This is a genomic window from Collinsella sp. CLA-JM-H32 (assembly GCF_040098165.1).
Taxonomy (GTDB): domain Bacteria; phylum Actinomycetota; class Coriobacteriia; order Coriobacteriales; family Coriobacteriaceae; genus Collinsella.
In genome coordinates this window covers 53,945-68,775 of the sequence record NZ_JBBNMZ010000013.1, presented here as the reverse complement: position 1 = coordinate 68,775, position 14,831 = coordinate 53,945, and the positions used below count along the sequence as shown (strand labels likewise).

Here is a 14,831-nt window from a genome sequence, read left to right as displayed (position 1 = left end):
CCTCCCAACCTCGTTGCGGCGCGGCTGCGCCCATGGCACTTCAACATCATTGTCGCAGCCCCGACCCGCGGTCACGAGCGGGGGCTCCTATCTTTTTAGTGCCCTCGGATTGGGTCATAGTGTCTGTCGGTACCAAAACATCGGTGTTGTCGAAGTAGTCATTGGGGACGTTCTTAAATGACTACATAGCATGAGAGTGGATAATCTCCCGGTTTGAGCCTGCATCCAAGCTTAAAGTGGGAGATTATCCACTCTCATTTCGTTTGTTGATTTCGATGCCTACATTTGTAGGAACAGTTCGTGGAGGCGGGTGTCTTCGTCGAGTTCGGGGTGGAAGGTTACGCCGAGCTGGTTGTCTTGGCGGGCGGCGACGATGCGGCCATCGACTTCGGCCAGGGCCTCGGCATCGCCGTGCACCTCAACGATGCGGGGCGCTCGGATAAACGTCAGCGGCACTTCACCGTCGATGCCGGCTACCTGCCCCTTGGTTCGAAAGCTGCCGAGCTGCCTGCCGTAGGCATTGCGCTCGACGAGCACATCCATGGTTGCCAGGCGCGGCGTCCCCTTATCGTCGTGGGCGGCAAGGTCGCGCGCCAGCAGAATCAAGCCGGCGCAGGTGCCCAGGACGGGCATGCCTTCAGCGATACGGGCACGAAGCTCCTCGAGCATGCCGAGCTCGGCAAGCAGCTTCCCTTGAACGGTGGACTCGCCGCCGGGAAGTACCAGACGGTCAAAGTCCTGCTTCAAATCAGCCGCCTGCCTCAGCTCAATACAGTGTGCGCCCAGCTCGGATAGCCTTGCCTCGTGCTTGGCAAAAGCACCTTGGACCGCCAGCACGGCGACTGTCTGGTCTGCGTAATCGCTCATGTGCGATCCTTTCTGCTGGACTAGCGCCCGCGCTCCTCCATGATGATCTCGATCTCGTCGGCGTTGATGCCGACCATGGCCTCGCCCAGGTCCTCAGAAAGCTCGGCGATGAGCTTGGCATCGGTGAAGTTTGCCACGGCCTTGACGATGGCGGCTGCGCGCTTGGCGGGGTCGCCGCTCTTAAAGATGCCCGAGCCGACAAAGACGCCTTCGGCGCCCAGCTGCATCATCAGCGCGGCGTCGGCGGGGGTCGCTACGCCGCCGGCGGCAAAGTTCACGACGGGAAGCTTTCCCGTGGTATGGACCTCGCGCACCAGCTCGACCGGAACCTGCAGTTGCTTGGCTGCCTCAAAGAGCTCGTCGTCGCGCAGGGCAACAACGTCGCGGATCTGCTTTTGGATTTTGCGCATGTGACGCACGGCCTGGACGACGTCGCCCGTACCCGGCTCACCCTTGGTGCGAATCATAGTGGCGCCCTCGGCAACACGGCGCAGCGCCTCGCCCAGATCGCGGGCGCCGCAGACAAATGGCACGTCAAACTGGGTCTTGTCGATGTGATAGACGTCATCGGCAGGGGAGAGAACCTCGGACTCGTCGATGTAGTCGATCTCGATGGCCTGCAGGACCTGCGCCTCGACGATGTGACCGATGCGGCACTTGGCCATAACAGGGATGGAGACGGCCTCTTGGATGCCCTTGATCATCTTGGGGTCGCTCATGCGCGAGACGCCGCCTGCGGCACGGATGTCGGCCGGGATGCGCTCGAGAGCCATGACGGCGCAGGCGCCTGCCTCCTCGGCGATGCGTGCCTGCTCGGGCGTGGTGACGTCCATGATGACGCCGCCCTTGAGCATCTGCGCGAGCTCGCGATTGAGTTTGACGCGATCTGCCTTGCTGGTCTGTTCTGCCATGGTTGCTCCCTTGGTTGGCATGTGCATTGCTTGACGGAACATCCTATCGGGGAGCTGGGTATGGCAAAATACTCAGTTTTCGAGATAATAACAAGGTCAGACTAATACCAGATTGAATGGCTTAATAAGGTCAGGTGATAAACTCATGCTTGACTACAATTTGGAAAAACGCGGCGAAGCATCGCTCTATGAGTATGTTTACCAGCAAATTCGAGATGATATTGTTGCTGGCCGTATTGCGGCGGGGGAGCATCTGCCGTCTAAGCGCGCCTTTGCCAGTCATCTGGGAATCAGTGTCATTACTATCGAGAATGCATATAGCCAGCTACTTGCCGAGGGCTATATTTGCTCAAAGCCGCGGCGTGGCTACTACGCTTGCAAGCTTCCGGATGCACCGGTTTTGTCTTTGGCTTCGGAGGGCATCGACCGAGATGCCGTCTCTGTGGACCCCAGCGCGCATGATGTCCGCGGGCGGGTCGAGCAATTCGACGCACTTTCTCCTTCCGCTTTGGAGGCGGCGCGGCTTTGGCAAAGCGCGCTACGGGCGACGCTGGCATCCGAAGACGAGCGCGAGATCTTTTCGCCCGCACCGGCACAGGGCACCGCCCGGCTGCGACGCGCAATTGCTCACCATCTGCGCGGGACAAGGGGTATGAATGTCGACCCCAATAACATCGTTATCGGTGCGGGCGCTCAGCTGCTCGATACCATGTTGGTTCAGTTGCTTGGCGTGGACAAGGTGTATGCGGTTGAGGATCCGGGCTATTTGCGCCTGACGCGCATCTATCAGGCTATGGGCTGCCAAGTACGACATATCCCGTTGGATGACGACGGCGTGGACTTGAGCACTCTGCAGAAAAGCGGGACCGATGTCCTTCACCTGATGCCGTCTCACCAATATCCAACCGGCCTGGTGACGAGCATCGCGCGCCGATATGCGCTGCTGAGCTGGGCTGCTGAACGGCCGGGTCGATATCTCATCGAAGATGACTTTGATTGCGAGTTTCGTCTGGCCGGCAAGCCGATTCCCGCGCTTGCTTCGATCGATGCCGCTCAATCGGTCATCTACACCAACACGTTTTCGAAGAGCCTGTCATCGGCGTTGCGTTTGGCGTACATGGTGTTGCCCGATGAATTAATGGAGCGGTTTAGGCGCAACCTTGGTTTCTATGCCTCGTCGGTGAGCTCTGTTGACCAGGTCGCTTTGGCGCGTTTGCTGGAATCGGGTGATTACGAGCGACATGTGAACCGCGTGCGCGTTCGTGCTCGCGAGGCGCGTGATGGCCTGATGGCGCTTGTGCGGAAGGTATTTCCGGCAGGAGAGCTCTCGATCGAGCATGCAGACGCGGGCCTTTACTGTATCGTGGTTGCGGAGCGTGGAACGGGCGGAAGCACTTTTGCATGGGCCCTCACGCGCTCGAGCATACCTTTTATCGATATCGGTGACTGTTTTTGGTGTGCCGATGGCGCATCTGTCCCTGAAAACTCAACTCAAATTCTTGTTCAGTATGACGATCTGAGTCCAAAAGTACTAACTACCTTGGAATTGCAGCTAATGGGGGCACTCTGCAACCTAAGTGAGTAGACTTTTAGCACTTTGGCGACCAGGCAGTTTTGTAACAAGCTATCTACCTTCGGTTTTGAAAAGCAGGATGACCGGGCTGCTCGGGATGTTCAAAAAAGTCTACTCACTTGTCGCGCAAAGCTTCTGCATGAGAAAAAAATGGGGTTTTCAACAGAGCTTCGTCCAGCTCTCGGCAAGCTTTTGGCCAGTTGGGGAGGGCTGTTGAAAACTTAGCAGTCCGCTCGGCGCCATTTTTGGTGCGTTCGCGCCAATACGTGACTGACTGGGTTGAAATTCGTGTTCTCCTGTGCCTATGAAGGATCTAGTTTGTGACATATCGGCTTTTAGGTACTGGCGTTTGCCCCCTCAAGTCCTCGCTTTGTGTCCGCCGCTTCCACGACCGGAAGAAGACCGGCAGCGATATGACCTCACCCGTAACCCGACGGCTGCGGTTGCGCTCGGCTTTCCGTTGTATACATTGGTTCGGACGAGAAACAAGCGGACTTGCCCTGCCAGCATTAGGCAGCGGCTGTTTCTTGGCGAGCTTCCCAGGGAATCCGTGCTGGAGACGGAGCATAGGTTTTTGGTCACGTCTCCTCTACTGACGGCATTTATCATGTCTCGACATCTGACGGATCTCCAGCTTCTTTTTGTATTGGCGGAGATGTGTGGCTTGTTTGCGGTGTGCGCTCTGCCGGCGGCACTTGAGGCGGAGCTTACGCGTGCAATTGATTCGGGCGCGATTTCGACAACGTACGGTTGGGCGCGCTGCCCGTCCGAGGACGGTACCGCCTCAAATTTATGGCGTCGAGACGCTTTGGTTTTGGGCGGAGACCTTGACCGTTTTTGTTCAGATGTTTGCGGGATACGTTACGGCAATAGATTTAGGACGGTGTCGCAACTCGTTCCATTGGGTGCCGCGTCGCCTTTTGAGGTCGAGGCGTATTTGTTGCTTGGACTGCCGCGAGCCCTGGGAGGCGAAGGTTTTTGCGGCATAGAGCTTAATGTTGAAGTGATGCTAAACACAAGTGCTCGAGCGATTGTGGGAAAGTCCCGTGTATATATCGACCTACTTCTTTCTTCGCCGGACGGCAGGCGACAGGTGGCCATTGAATGTCAGGGAAAGGCCTCGCACGGACGCGCAGGGGATGGCTTGCGTGACGCTGACCGCATGACGGCCCTTCAGGCCATGGGCTACGATGTACTTCTCCTGACACACAGACAGATATCCGATGAGGATAGATTCCGCGCGATCGTTAAGGCCATATGCAGGATGCTCGATGCTGAATATCGTGATAAAAGCTCAGATGAGCAAAGGGCTGAGATATTACTCCGGTCTGAACTATTCATTGACTGGACAAAATTGGGAGTAATCGACGGAAAGATGCCCGTTAGACACAAAATGGCTCGATCGTGGACGGCTGCGAATCTAAGTGAGTAGACTTTTGGCACTTTGGCGACTAGGTCGTTTTGCAACAAGGCATTTACCTGCGGCTTTATAAAGTGATATGGATGGTCTGCTCGGCAAGTTCCAAAAAGTCTACTCACTTAGTTTTTGACGAGAAGCCGATGCCGAAGGCGGTCCTATTTCAGGTAGTTAACAAGTTTGTGAGGCACGAAAAAGGCCCGAACCATGCGGTCCGGGCCTCATCGAGCTAGAGGTTATGTCTCAGGTTGCTGGCTTAGCCGAAGTAGCGCTTGAGCAGGCCGGCGAAAGCCTTGCCGTGGCGAGCCTCGTCGCGAGCCATCTCGTGCACGGTGTCGTGGATGGCATCGAGGCCAGCGGCCTTGGCGCGCTTAGCAAGATCGGTCTTGCCGGCGGTGGCGCCGTTCTCGGCCTCAACGCGCATCTCGAGGTTCTTCTTGGTGGAGTCGGTCACGACCTCGCCCAGGAGCTCAGCGAACTTGGCGGCGTGCTCGGCCTCCTCGTGGGCAGCCTTCTCCCAGTACAGGCCGATCTCGGGATAGCCCTCGCGATGAGCGACGCGAGCCATGGCCAGGTACATACCGACCTCGGAGCACTCGCCCTCAAAGTTGGCGCGCAGGTCGGCAACGATGTCCTCAGAGACACCCTCCATCTTGGCGACGCCCACGACGTGCTCGGCGGCCCACTCGAGCTGGCCCTCCTCCTGCTTCAGGAAACGAGAACCGGGAACGCCGCACTGGGGGCACTTAAAATCCTCGGGCAGCTGGTCGCCGTCGAACTCTTCCACATAACCGCAAACGGGGCAAACAAACTTCATGATTCGATCCTTTCGATCGATGGCGATTGCGCGCTCGTCCGGTCCCGTAAGGGCCCTCTCCGGACGTGCGTCTTGACGAGTTCTATTATCCATAAATGCAACCAAATGTGAAGCCTATTAGGAATGATTTTTAATAAAACAATTTTGAGATATGAAGATGTTGATTGATTAACGATTGGCAGGCCGTCTTTGACCGCCGCTGAGTACAATCGGGCGAGCAAATGTTGACCTATCAACAAATGAAGGAGTTTCCTTTATGCATCTAGCCCGTCGTGCCTGGTGCCGAACATATCAGACGGTTTTTCGCATTGCATTGCCGATCCTGCCCTATACCGAGCCGCGCATTTTAGAGCATGCCGAGGATGTGCCCGCGGTGCTTCAAAAGCGCTCGATCCAGAAGGTCCTTATCGTGACGGATCCCGGCATTGCCCGTCTGGGGCTCACGGCACCGCTCGAGACGGCGCTCGCATCCAGGGGGATTGGCGTTACGGTCTATGCCGAAACGCGTGCAAACCCCACGGTTTCAAACGTGGAAGAAGCGGCGTCCCTGTATCGAGAGAGCACCTGCCAGGCCATTATCGGCTTTGGCGGTGGCTCGGCCATGGACTGTGCCAAGGGCGTGGGCGCACGCATTGCGCAGCCAAACAAGCCCATCAACAAGATGCGCGGCCTGCTGCGGATTCATCGTCGCCTGCCGCTGCTCATCGCCGTTCCCACTACCGCCGGTACGGGAAGCGGAGTCACGCTTGCGGCGGTAATTACCGATGACGAGACGCACTACAAATACCCCATTAACGACTTTGTGCTCATCCCGCGTTTTGCAGTCCACGACCCCGAGTTTACGTGCGGCTTGCCCGCTTCCATTACGGGGCAGACGGGCATGGACGCCCTGACGCATGCCGTTGAGGCCTTTATCGGGCGAAGCACCACGCCCTATACGCGCAAGATGGCGCGACAGGCGGTGCAGCTTATCCACGACAATTTGCTCGAGGCCTATGAGCATGGTGACGACATGTGCGCTCGTCGCAATATGCTTTCGGCGGCGTATAAGGCGGGCGTTGCGTTTACCCGCTCCTATGTCGGATATGTGCATGCCATCGCGCACAGTCTGGGCGGCCGATACGGAATTCCGCACGGTTTGGCCAACGCGATCATCCTGCCGCACATGCTTCGCGCTTATGGTGACGCCGCCGCCCCCAAGCTTGCCGATCTTGCTCGCATGGCGGGCATTGCGCCGGCTACCGCGCAGGATAGTCTTGCGGCCGAGGCCTTTATCGATTGGGTCGACCGCATGAACGAGGCCCTGGGAATCCCCAAATATGTCTCGGGCATTCGCCGCTCTGACATTCCCGAGATGGTGGCGCATGCCGATGCCGAGGCCAATCCGCTATACCCCGTTCCGCTTCTAATGGACCGCTTGGAGCTCGAGCATATGTACGAAGTCGTTGCAGGTGGTATGTTTGAGGACGAGAATTAGGAGGGTCCATGAACACCGAGGAAATTGCGCGCATCGTCGGCGATCAGCGCGCCTACTTTAAGACGCACGCCACGTTTGATGTCGATGCTCGACGTCGCGCGCTCGTGAGTTTACGCGATGCGGTGCGGGCCCACGAGGCCGATATCGCCCATGCGCTCAAGACCGATTTGGGGAAGTCGCATGACGAGGCCTATATGTGCGAGATCGGTACGTCGCTTTCCGAGATTCGACATCAGATCGCTCACGTGGCTCGGTGGAGTCGTCCGCGCCTGCGTCCGTGCGATCTCGCTAACGCAGTGAGCGTGTGCAAAACGCAAGCCGTGCCCTATGGCGTCACACTCATCATGGCTCCGTGGAACTACCCGTTTTTGCTAACACTCGAGCCGCTCGCCGGCGCCCTTGCCGCGGGCAATACCGTGGTCATCAAGCCGAGTGCCTATGCTCCGGCATCGAGCGCGGTGCTCAAGCAAATCTGTGAAGAGGCATTTGATCCGTGCCTGGTGACGGTTGTCGAGGGCGGGCGCGCCGAAAACGAAGCGCTGCTCGATGAGTGCTGGGACAAGATCTTCTTTACCGGTAGCGTTTCGGTCGGCAAGCTCGTTATGGAGCGCGCGAGCAAAAACCTCACGCCCGTGACGCTTGAGCTGGGCGGCAAGAGCCCCTGCATCGTGGATGCGACGGCAAATTTGAAGGTCGCGGCACGGCGTATCGCCTTTGGCAAATGGCTCAACGTGGGGCAGACCTGCGTGGCGCCCGACTACCTGCTGGTCGATACGCGCGTGCACGACGAGCTGCTGGGCCTCATCAAGGAAGAGGTCCGCCGTATGTTTGGCGAGCATCCGCTCGATAACGAGGATTACGGGCATATCGTCAACGCCAAGCATTTTGCGCGCGTGCGCGGGCTGATCGATCCCGATAAGGTCGTGCTTGGAGGCACCGCGCGGGAGACTTCGCTGAAGATCGAGCCGGCAATTTTGGACGGCGTGACCCCCGATGACGCCGTGATGCAGGAGGAGATCTTCGGTCCCATCTTGCCGGTGCTGACGTTTGAGAGCCTAGACGAGGCCGAAGCGTTTATCGCGGATCGTCCGACGCCGCTGGCCCTGTATATCTTTAGTCAGGATCGCGCAGTTCAGCAGCGCTTCGTGCGTTACGTGCCCTTTGGCGGTGGCTGTGTCAACGACACGATCATGCACTTGGCTACGAGCCATATGGGCTTTGGCGGCATGGGCGCGAGCGGTATGGGGCAGTACCATGGACGCGAGAGCTTCGATACGTTTAGCCACAAGAAGAGTATCGTGAACAAGGCAACTTGGCTGGACGTGCCATTCCGCTACGCTCCTTACGCAAGCTGGAAGCACAAGTTCGTGCGCATGTTTGTTCATTAGAAAAGGGCGCAGGTAATACGAACAAGTGTTCCTATTACCTGCATTTTGCGTTAGACTACTGTTATGGAGCACGGATGGGCCAACTCCCTTTAGAAGGGATTTGGTATGAACGTAAGCGATGTTATTTCGTTATTGGCGTTGTTGATTGCGGCTATCGAACTCGGTCTGTTTATCGGCCGAATGAAATAGCCGCCCCCGCGTAAGCGAAGACGGCCACTTCTAACGATGAAAACGTGTATCGGAGTTGGCAAGACCCGCGGCAACGGGTGCCATCCGTGTTCCTATCTTATCTGCAAGCGTTCTGTCGCGCAAGCGTTGAGGCAAACGATTGAAGGACGCAGACAGGATGTATTTGTGTCCGCACGGGACCGTAGACTTCTTAATAAGGTTACACACCGGTTTATCCGGCCGTTAGAGGAGCTGCTATGTACGAGCCTTCACGTGTTCTTCTGTCATTTCACATTGCAGGATTTCAGTATGCCGATGGCGCCTTGGTCCTGGGCGATCTTAAAGCGGGCGATAAGCTGACGCTGTGTGCCGAGCGCGATAATCCCCATGACCCCGAGGCAGTTGCGATCTACTATGGCAAGACCAAACTTGGCTACGTTCCGGGAAACGAGGTCGGCCCGCTGTCCTTGATGATGTATTACGGCCATGAGGACGTATTTGAGGCCCGCGTGCAGCAGGTCGCTCCCGAGCGCAGCCCGTGGCATCAGGTGCGCGTTGGCCTCTACGTGGTGGATGCCCGCTAGTCGGCAATGGAGGCGGCCATGTTTGATGACGACGACCAGTTCGATCTGACAGACGATCCGTTTGAGTGGGATCTGCTACTCGACGACGATGAGTTGGAGCAGGATCGTAAGAAACGGCAGGACAAGAAAACTCAGAGTGACGCTTCGAAAAAGCAAGACAAACGCCGCCGCGGACTGTTCGGCGGGCTCTTTGGATAACCGCCGCATCGCTGCGTCTGTATACTTAGCACGAGTTGAACACGTTGCGAAATGAGGACACAGACGATGATGTGGTTTACCGCCGACTTGCACCTGGGCGATACGAATATCTTGCACGACATGGACCGGCCGTTTGGCTCGGTCGAGGAGATGAACCGCAAGGTCATCGATGCCATCAATGAGTGCGTGGCTGCGGATGACCGTCTCTACATCCTGGGAGACTTTACCTATCGTTTGCCCCTGGCGGAGGCGGTGCGCCTGCGCGAGCGTATCGAATGCCAGAACGTGACGCTCATCCGCGGTAACCATGACGGCGACTGGGAAGATTCCGACGTACCGCAGATTTGGGAAGACGTGCGCGATTACCTGGAGATTGCTCCCGGCTATGCCAAGGGCCATCGCCTGGTGTTGAGCCACTACCCCATGCTTAGCTGGAATGGCAAGGCGCGTGGCGCCATCATGCTACACGGGCATATTCACAGCAGAGGAGACCGTACCAACGCGCGCAACCGCGATCGCGAGCGCCCTATCTTTCGCTACGATGTCGGTCTCGATGCCAACGAGTACAAGCCCGTAAGCCGTGATCAGTTTCTTAGCTTCTTTGGGTTATAGGGCGCCAGAACCACCACAAAGGGGACAGGCACCTTTGTGGTGGTTCTGGCGCCGTTGCCATTATGGCGGCGGCGCCTTTTTTGTCCGTGCGGCGCGGTAGAGTGTAGGCGGTTGAAATTTGCGTCCATCGAGGAGCTGCTATGAACGAGATCAAGTGCCCGCATTGCGGCGAAGTGTTTAAGGTCGATGCGTCTGGCTATGCGGATATCGTCAAGCAAGTACGCGATGCCGAGTTTTCGCGCGACCTGGATGAGCGTGTGAAGGCAGTCCAGCGCGAGGGCGAGCAGGCGCTGGAGCTTGAGCGTTCGCGTTCGGCGTCTGCCCTGCAGGAGGCGGAGTCTCAACGCGACGCTCAGCTTGTCGAGCAGAAGAACGCTGCGGCGCAGGAGTTGGCACAAGAGGTTGCCAAGCGCGATGCCGAGCTTGCCGAGCTGCGCGCCAAGCTCGAGGGCGCTGCCGCAGAGCGCGAGAGTGCAAGCCAGCGCGCGGCGGTTGAGGCCCGCGCCGATGCTCAAAAGGAGAATGCCGAGCTGCAGCGCGAGATCGACAACTTGCGTGCGCAGCTGGGGCGCAAGGATGACGAAGCCAAACTCGCCGAGGCGGCGGCACGCAATGCTGCTCAAAACGACCTGTCCGCGCGCGACGCTCAGATTGCCGAGCTGCAGGCCAGGCTCGCCGCGGCGGACAAAGCCCAGGAGATGGCGCTTGCCGCTGCCGCGGCAGAGTCGCAGCGTGAGCTCGATGCCGCTCGCAGCGAGGCCGAGCGCGCGCTTACTGACTATCGCGCGAAGGTGCAAGAGAAGTTCTCCGCCGCAAAGGCTCAGTCCGAGCAAGAGGCCGAGGGCCTGCGTGCCCAGCTGCGCGAGCAGGAACTGATGGCAAAAATGAACCTGTCAGAGGCGGTCGCCGCGGCGGAGCGAGAGCGCGATGAGGCGCGTGCCAAACTGACGAGCGAGCTGGCGGTGCGCGATTCTCGCGAGGAGCAAGCCAAGGCGGCACACGAGCTCGAGCTTGCGCAGGCCAAGCGCGCGAGCGATGACCTGATTCGCTACAAGGATGAAGAGATTGAGCGCCTTAAGGACATGAAGGTCCGCCTGTCCACCAAGATGGTGGGCGAGTCGCTCGAGCAGCACTGCGAGACCGAGTTTAACCGTCTGCGCATGACGGCATTTCCTAACGCGTACTTCGAGAAAGATAACGATGCGTCCGAGGGTACCAAGGGCGACTTTATCTTCCGCGAGTGCGACGCGAGCGGCAACGAGGTCATTTCGATTATGTTCGAGATGAAAAACGAGAACGATGAGACCGCGACCAAGCACAAGAACGAGGACTTCTTTAAGAAACTCGACCACGATCGCCGCCAAAAGGGCTGCGAGTACGCGGTGCTCTGCACGTTGCTCGAACCCGAGAGCGAGCTTTACAACGTCGGCATCGTGGACGTGAGCTATCGCTACGAGAAGATGTACGTGATTCGCCCACAGTTCTTTATTCCCATGATCACGCTTCTTCGCAACGCCGCCATGGGTTCGCTGCGCTATAAGCAGGAACTGGCGGAGTACAAACAGCAGAATATCGACGTCACGAACTTCGAAGCCAAGATGGAGAAGTTCAAGAATGATTTCGGTCGCAACTACGAGATCGCGAGCCGCAAGTTCCAAACGGCGATTGATGAGATCGACAAGACGATTGGCCACCTGCAGAAAACCAAGGAGGCGTTGCTGTCCTCTGAGAACAATCTGCGCCTAGCCAACAAGAAGGCGGACGATCTTACCATTCGCAAGCTCACGTGGGGCAACAAGACCATGAAGGCCGCGTTTGACGAGGCGCGCGGGGCTGCGACAGAGACAAACGATGAGCCAGCCGAGGCGGATTCGTATGAGGTCGAGGGTGCCGAGTAAGGCATAGCGTATAGCGCAAAAGCGGGGCCGCTGGCTATATTGCCAGCGGCCCCGCTTCGTTTCGTTCCAGTATGTTCGGCTAGTCCTCGAGCAGGTCCTCGATAAAGCCGACGCGGTAGTTTTTGAAGATGACCTCGCCGCCGTCTTGCGTGGCGTCCAGATCGACATCGCCCATGATGCCAAAATCGTGGTCGCCATCCTCGTCGGCAAAGATCTGGTGCACGTGCCATACGTGCGCGGTCTTCTCGTCGGACTCGTCAATGGAAAACATCGCGGCGCTGCGGGCATCTCCGTCGGTGAGGATTTCCTCGTGCTGCTCGTGGTAAGCGTCGAGTGCTTTTTGCCAGCGGATCTCGCTCATACCCCAGTCGTCGTCGAGCTCGCCCAGGTCGCGAACGTGCTCGCGGGCGGCAAGGGTCACGCGGCGGAAGAGCGCGTTGCGCACCAATAGCGTGCAGCCGCGACGGTCCGCCACGACCTCGTCGATGCCCTGCGGCGGCGCAGCATCGAGGGCTGCCGGGTTGCCGGCGTTCTCCCACTCATCCACCAGGCTCGAGTCCACCGAGCGCACCACAAAGCCCAGCCACGAGATAATGTCGCGCAGGCGCTCGTCGCGCTTCTCGATGGGCACGGTGCGGTCGAGTGAACGGTAGGCCTCTGCTAGGTAGCGCAGCAAAATGCCCTCGGAGCGGGCGATGCCGAGCTTTTGAATGTAACCCTTAAAATCGCTCGCGCTTTCCAGCATATCGCGCAGGACGCTCTTGGGAGAGAGCTGGTAGTCGTTTGCCCAGGGCACTTCCTGGCAGTACTTGTCAAAGGCGGCGTCGAGCAAATCCTCGAGCGGCTTTTCGTACGTGATGTCTTGAATGCGCTCCAAGCGCTCCTCATACTCGACGCCGTCAGCCTTCATTTCGGCCATCGCGCGGTCGCGCGCGGCGCGCTCCTGTGCGCGCAATACCTGCTTGGGGTCCTCGAGCGTAGCCTCGACCATCGAGATCAGATCCATGGTATAGGTCTCACTCTCGGGGTCGAGCAGCTCCAACGCGGCAAGCAAAAATGGCGAGAGCGGCTGGTCGAGCGCAAAGTCCTCGGGCAGATCGACCGTCAGTGCGTAGTCGATGTCTGGTGCGGCGTCAGTCGGGGCATCGGGCGCGGGCGGCACTTCGGTGCGAACGACGACGCCGGAGTCGATGAGCGTGGCGAAGATTTCGTCGGCGCGAACCTCGAGCTTGGCCTTTTCCTCGGGGGTCTGCAAGCTCGTCTCTATGAGGTCGTGCACGCGGGTGCAGGCATCGCCGCCCTGCTCGACCACGCTAATCACCATGGAGTGTGTGATGCGCAGGCGCGGCTTGAGCGTCTCGGGCTGCGTCTCGATCAGGCGCTCAAAGGTCTGCTTGTTCCAGGTGACAAAGCCCTCGGGGGCCTTCTTCTTTTTAATCTTGCGGAGCTTCTTGGGGTCGTCGCCCGCCTTGGCCATGAGTTTGGCATTTTCGATCTCGTGCTCGGGTGCCTCGGCGATCACCATGCCCTCGGTATCGAAGCCCGAACGGCCGGCGCGACCGGCAATTTGATGGAACTCGCGGGCGCGCAGACGACGCATCTTGTAGCCATCGAACTTGGTGAGCGCGGTGAGCACCACGGTATGGATGGGTACGTTGATGCCGACGCCGAGCGTGTCGGTGCCGCAAATGACGGGCAGTAGGCCCTGCTGCGCTAGGCGCTCGACCAGTAGGCGATAGCGCGGCAGCATGCCAGCGTGGTGCACGCCGACGCCGCATCCAAGCAGGCGCTTGAGGATCTTGCCGAAGGCCGTCGAGAAGCTCGTGCCCTTGGCCGCTTCCTTGATGGCCTCGCGCTGCTCCTTGCTGGCAATGCCAAAGTTGGCGAGGGATTGCGCCGTCGCAAGGGCGGCATCCTGGCTAAAGTGCACGATGTAGAGCGGGGCCTCGCCGCGACGCATCGCGAGCTCTACCGTGCCCTCGAGCGAGGTCGTCACGTAGTCGTAGCTCAGCGGCACGGGGCGTGGGGCATCGACGACCAAGTCGCAGGTAGCGCCGGTGTGCTCCTCGAGCGAGGCGGCGATTGCGGTGACATCGCCGAGCGTGGCGCTCATGAGCATGAATTGCGTGTGAGGCAGGGTGAGCAGCGGCACCTGCCAGGCCCAACCGCGGTCGGGGTCGGCAAAGTAGTGGAACTCGTCCATGGCGACGCAGCCAACATCGGCATCTTCGCCCTCGCGGAGCGCATCGTTGGCAAGGATCTCTGCCGTGCAGCAGATGACGGGCGCCTTGGTATTGATGTGCGTGTCGCCGGTGATCATGCCAACGTTATCGCGGCCGAGCACCTGTACCAGGTCGAAGAACTTTTCGCTGACCAGAGCCTTGATAGGAGCCGTGTAGTAGCAGCGCTTGCCTTGCGCCATGCCCATAAAGAGCATGCCTAGCGCGACAAGCGACTTGCCCGATCCGGTCGGTGTTCCCAAAATGACATGGTCACCGGCGGCTAGATCCATGAGGGCCTCTTCCTGGTGGTCCCACAGCTCAATACCGCGGTCGCTTGTCCATTCAAAGAAGCGTTCGAAGGCCTGATCGGACGTGAGCCATGGTTCGGGCTCGCTGCCGTCCTCGGGCTCCCACCAGGTGGGGGAGAGCGCGCCGAGCGAGCCGAATTCGGCTTCGGTTCCCGTACCGCCCGAGAATGAGCTGGCGGCGCCGGCGCCGGAAACGGTGCTGGCGGCGGTATCTGTCGTGGTCTGTGCCATGTGGTTGCTTTCTCTCGCGTTTGTCCGCCAACTATTATGGCGTAGCGTCGCATCGATGCGTTCGCAGGCAAGAAAATGCAGGAAATGGGCGTTCTGCCCAGCCGTTTGGTGCAGTTGCCAGCTAAGTGAGTAGACTTTTTGCAATATCGCGAGCACATGG

General features: G+C 58.8%; 12 protein-coding genes. 8 read left to right on the top strand and 4 right to left on the bottom strand.

The window, feature by feature from the left end; genetic code table 11:
• Positions 1-279 precede the first annotated feature (279 nt).
• Entirely contained in the window at positions 280-867 is a 588-nt protein-coding gene (pdxT, locus tag AAA021_RS08505; protein WP_349088875.1) for a pyridoxal 5'-phosphate synthase glutaminase subunit PdxT, read from the bottom strand.
• A gap of 20 nt (positions 868-887) precedes the next feature.
• Positions 888-1,778: a pyridoxal 5'-phosphate synthase lyase subunit PdxS gene (gene pdxS, locus AAA021_RS08500; protein ID WP_349088873.1), complete on the bottom strand. Its 891-nt coding sequence runs from the start codon at positions 1,776-1,778 to the stop codon at positions 888-890.
• Positions 1,779-1,923: 145 nt separating this feature from the next.
• Here pdxS and AAA021_RS08495 point away from each other — a divergent pair, with 145 nt between their 5' ends.
• Both AAA021_RS08495 and AAA021_RS08490 read left to right on the top strand, forming a co-directional pair.
• Positions 1,924-3,363, top strand: coding sequence for a PLP-dependent aminotransferase family protein (locus AAA021_RS08495; RefSeq protein ID WP_349088872.1), 1,440 nt, complete (start codon positions 1,924-1,926; stop codon positions 3,361-3,363).
• 538 nt (positions 3,364-3,901) lie between these two features.
• On the top strand, positions 3,902-4,783 hold the full coding sequence (locus AAA021_RS08490) for a hypothetical protein (RefSeq protein WP_349088870.1): 882 nt from the start codon (positions 3,902-3,904) through the stop codon (positions 4,781-4,783).
• Positions 4,784-5,024: 241 nt separating this feature from the next.
• Here AAA021_RS08490 and AAA021_RS08485 read toward each other — a convergent pair whose 3' ends face one another.
• Positions 5,025-5,588 (bottom strand): ferritin family protein, encoded by a 564-nt coding sequence (locus tag AAA021_RS08485; protein ID WP_070097113.1) that lies wholly within the window; start codon positions 5,586-5,588, stop codon positions 5,025-5,027.
• 253 nt (positions 5,589-5,841) lie between these two features.
• Here AAA021_RS08485 and AAA021_RS08480 point away from each other — a divergent pair, with 253 nt between their 5' ends.
• The 6 genes from AAA021_RS08480 (at position 5,842) to AAA021_RS08455 (ending at position 11,910) form a co-directional block, all read left to right on the top strand.
• On the top strand, positions 5,842-7,062 hold the full coding sequence (locus AAA021_RS08480) for an iron-containing alcohol dehydrogenase (RefSeq protein ID WP_349088868.1): 1,221 nt from the start codon (positions 5,842-5,844) through the stop codon (positions 7,060-7,062).
• A gap of 8 nt (positions 7,063-7,070) precedes the next feature.
• Positions 7,071-8,450, top strand: a complete 1,380-nt coding sequence (locus tag AAA021_RS08475) for an aldehyde dehydrogenase (protein ID WP_349088866.1) — start codon at positions 7,071-7,073, stop codon at positions 8,448-8,450.
• A 425-nt stretch (positions 8,451-8,875) separates the two neighbouring features.
• Positions 8,876-9,202: an HIRAN domain-containing protein gene (locus tag AAA021_RS08470; protein WP_035137041.1), complete on the top strand. Its 327-nt coding sequence runs from the start codon at positions 8,876-8,878 to the stop codon at positions 9,200-9,202.
• An 18-nt stretch (positions 9,203-9,220) separates the two neighbouring features.
• On the top strand, positions 9,221-9,400 hold the full coding sequence (locus AAA021_RS08465) for a hypothetical protein (RefSeq protein WP_195544263.1): 180 nt from the start codon (positions 9,221-9,223) through the stop codon (positions 9,398-9,400).
• A gap of 66 nt (positions 9,401-9,466) precedes the next feature.
• Positions 9,467-10,012: a metallophosphoesterase gene (locus AAA021_RS08460; RefSeq protein WP_349088863.1), complete on the top strand. Its 546-nt coding sequence runs from the start codon at positions 9,467-9,469 to the stop codon at positions 10,010-10,012.
• 140 nt (positions 10,013-10,152) lie between these two features.
• A complete protein-coding gene (locus tag AAA021_RS08455) occupies positions 10,153-11,910 on the top strand; it encodes a DUF2130 domain-containing protein (RefSeq protein WP_349088861.1) in 1,758 nt (585 codons plus the stop codon).
• 79 nt (positions 11,911-11,989) lie between these two features.
• On the opposite strand, the gene AAA021_RS08450 is transcribed toward AAA021_RS08455, so the two are convergent.
• A complete protein-coding gene (locus AAA021_RS08450; RefSeq protein WP_349088859.1) occupies positions 11,990-14,671 on the bottom strand; it encodes a DUF3516 domain-containing protein in 2,682 nt (893 codons plus the stop codon).
• Positions 14,672-14,831 lie beyond the last annotated feature (160 nt).

Bases quoted from the DNA above. Each gene is read 5' to 3' on its own strand.
- pdxT (WP_349088875.1), bottom strand. From the start codon at position 867: ATGAGCGATTACGCAGACCAGACAGTCGCCGTGCTGGCGGTCCAAGGT.
- pdxS (WP_349088873.1), bottom strand. From the start codon at position 1,778: ATGGCAGAACAGACCAGCAAGGCAGATCGCGTCAAACTCAATCGCGAG.
- AAA021_RS08495 (WP_349088872.1), top strand. From the start codon at position 1,924: ATGCTTGACTACAATTTGGAAAAACGCGGCGAAGCATCGCTCTATGAG.
- AAA021_RS08480 (WP_349088868.1), top strand. From the start codon at position 5,842: ATGCATCTAGCCCGTCGTGCCTGGTGCCGAACATATCAGACGGTTTTT.
- AAA021_RS08475 (WP_349088866.1), top strand. From the start codon at position 7,071: ATGAACACCGAGGAAATTGCGCGCATCGTCGGCGATCAGCGCGCCTAC.
- AAA021_RS08470 (WP_035137041.1), top strand. From the start codon at position 8,876: ATGTACGAGCCTTCACGTGTTCTTCTGTCATTTCACATTGCAGGATTT.
- AAA021_RS08465 (WP_195544263.1), top strand. From the start codon at position 9,221: ATGTTTGATGACGACGACCAGTTCGATCTGACAGACGATCCGTTTGAG.
- AAA021_RS08460 (WP_349088863.1), top strand. From the start codon at position 9,467: ATGATGTGGTTTACCGCCGACTTGCACCTGGGCGATACGAATATCTTG.
- AAA021_RS08455 (WP_349088861.1), top strand. From the start codon at position 10,153: ATGAACGAGATCAAGTGCCCGCATTGCGGCGAAGTGTTTAAGGTCGAT.
- AAA021_RS08450 (WP_349088859.1), bottom strand. From the start codon at position 14,671: ATGGCACAGACCACGACAGATACCGCCGCCAGCACCGTTTCCGGCGCC.